Genomic DNA, 1999 nt, shown 5'->3' on the forward strand with positions numbered 1-1999 from the left:
GGCTCAGCATCATCGGCAGCAGGAACACGATGCGGAAGAATTTTCGCGCGCGGATCTCGGCGCTGAGCAGGAGCGCGAGGCCGAACGCGATCGCGTACTCACCGAGGACTGCGACCGCGTAGAAGCACATGTTGCCCAGCGCGTTCCAGTAATAGGTGTCGTTGAACATCCCGACGAGATTGTCGAAGCCGCTGAAACGCGGGCCTTCGACCGAGCTGAGATTCCAGTCGAGCGAGGCGATATAGATCCCGAAAATGGTCGGGAAGATCACCACTGCAATGGTGAAGAACACCGCCGGTAGCAGGAACAGCGCGCGCTGGCCGCGCTCGCCGCGGATCAGCACTTGGGCGATGGCGAAGGCGACGGCCCAGATGAGATAGGCGATGAGGATCGGTCGCCAATCGGAGAACCCGGCCGCGGTCGCACCGGTCGTGTGCAGGATCTGGACGAGGAGCACGAGCAGGAAGCCGAGCGACGCCAGCGCGACAAGCGCGCGGCCGACGGTTTTCCGCCTGGCCGGCGCGCGTGCTACCGCGGGCTGGTGGTGCAGGTCGTCGGTCACGGGAGCTGAATTCTGCATGGCAATCGAACTCTGCCGATCCTGAATGACCGGCCGGCCGCCGGGCAAGTTTTCGGCTGGCACCGCGAGAGCGCCGCCAGCCGAGGGTCTTCGTGATGCTCATGCGGCTACACGCCGAGCGAGGCCTTGTAGAGTCCGATCTGCCGCTCGCGGCCGATCTGGTCAGTCAGCTTCTCCCAGGCGGCGGCGATGTTGTTAGCGCCAGTCTGCGCGTCGACCTTGCCGGCAAAAATCTTCGTCAGCTCATCCTCCGCGATGCTGTAGTACTGGAAGATGCCGGGGATACGCGGCTCGACCGCCCGGTTCGGATGATTGTAGGAGCCAAGCTGCGAGTTGAGGTAGGAGGTGATGTATTTGCGGTCATAACCCGCGGCCACCCATTCGTCGAACTGGAAGTGGCTGGTGCGGTGGGCCTGAAAGCCCGACGGATACATCACCATCCACAGCGACAGATCCTTGCCGCCGAGATGCGCAGCCGCGCTCCAGGCGGCCTTGTGCTTCTTCTCGTCGCCATTGACCCTGGCCATCACATAGACGCCCCAGCCGAGATAGGCGCAGTTCGGCGCGTGGTTCGGACCGCTGGCGAGCTTGTCCCACTGTCCGGTCTTGGAATTATAGACATCGTCCGATCCCGGCAGGATGTCGAAGCCGACGATATCGCCGATGACCGAGGTGTCGCTCGCCTTGGCGACCTGGCCGATGTCGCCCCACCAGGGGATCATCGAGCCGACGCCGGCGAGAAATTGTTGAAAGCCGGTGGTGTTCGGATCGGCGTTGAGCTGGTCGGCCGGCTCGAACGGCAGCGCGTCAATGACGTCCTGGATAGCGCGCACCCAGGCCGGATTGTTGATGCGCGGCTTCATCGTGTCGATGTCGAACAGCCAGGCCTTGTCGTCGGGATGTTTGGCGTAGGCAGAGGCTCGGCTGCCGAGGAAATAGAAGCCGAAGCCGCCCCAGGGCTTTGGCGCATCGAGATAGCCGAATGCGTTCTGGTTCTTGATCTTCTTGCCTTTGAGGAACTTTGTCACCGCTTGGACCTGCTGCCAGGTTTTCGGTACGCCCCATTCGCCCGTGTTACCGGYGTCCTTCCAGGCCTTGGCAAGGGCTGCGTCGGAGAAGACGTCGGTGCGGTAGTTGAAGTTGTGGCAGTCGCCGTCGATGGTGACGCGATAGGTCTTGCCGTTCCAGGTTCCGACCGGCGGCTTCAGATAGTCGACATAGTCATCGATATCGATTTGCTTTTTGACCCAGTCCGGCATCTCCGATGCGAGGCCTTTGCCACAGACATCGCCCTCGAACGGCGCGCCCATCTCGAGGATGTCGAAATCGACCGTGCTCGTCGCGATCGCCTGCTGAAGCCGTGGGTTGTAGTCGGCTTGAGCGAGATCGATCCAGGAGATTTTCGCGCCTGTATAAGCC

The 1999-nt window shown here is 62.2% G+C and carries 2 protein-coding genes; both read right to left on the reverse strand.

Annotated elements, in window-relative coordinates; all coding sequences use genetic code 11:
* A partial coding sequence (locus tag AC1D00_RS38735) for a carbohydrate ABC transporter permease (protein WP_477014306.1) occupies positions 1 to 580 on the reverse strand: 580 nt, incomplete at its 3' end.
* 107 nt (positions 581 to 687) lie between these two features.
* A partial coding sequence (locus AC1D00_RS38740; RefSeq protein ID WP_477014307.1) for a sugar ABC transporter substrate-binding protein occupies positions 688 to 1999 on the reverse strand: 1312 nt, incomplete at its 5' end.

The sequence above is a fragment of the Bradyrhizobium sp. P2_E8 genome (genome assembly GCF_056403875.1).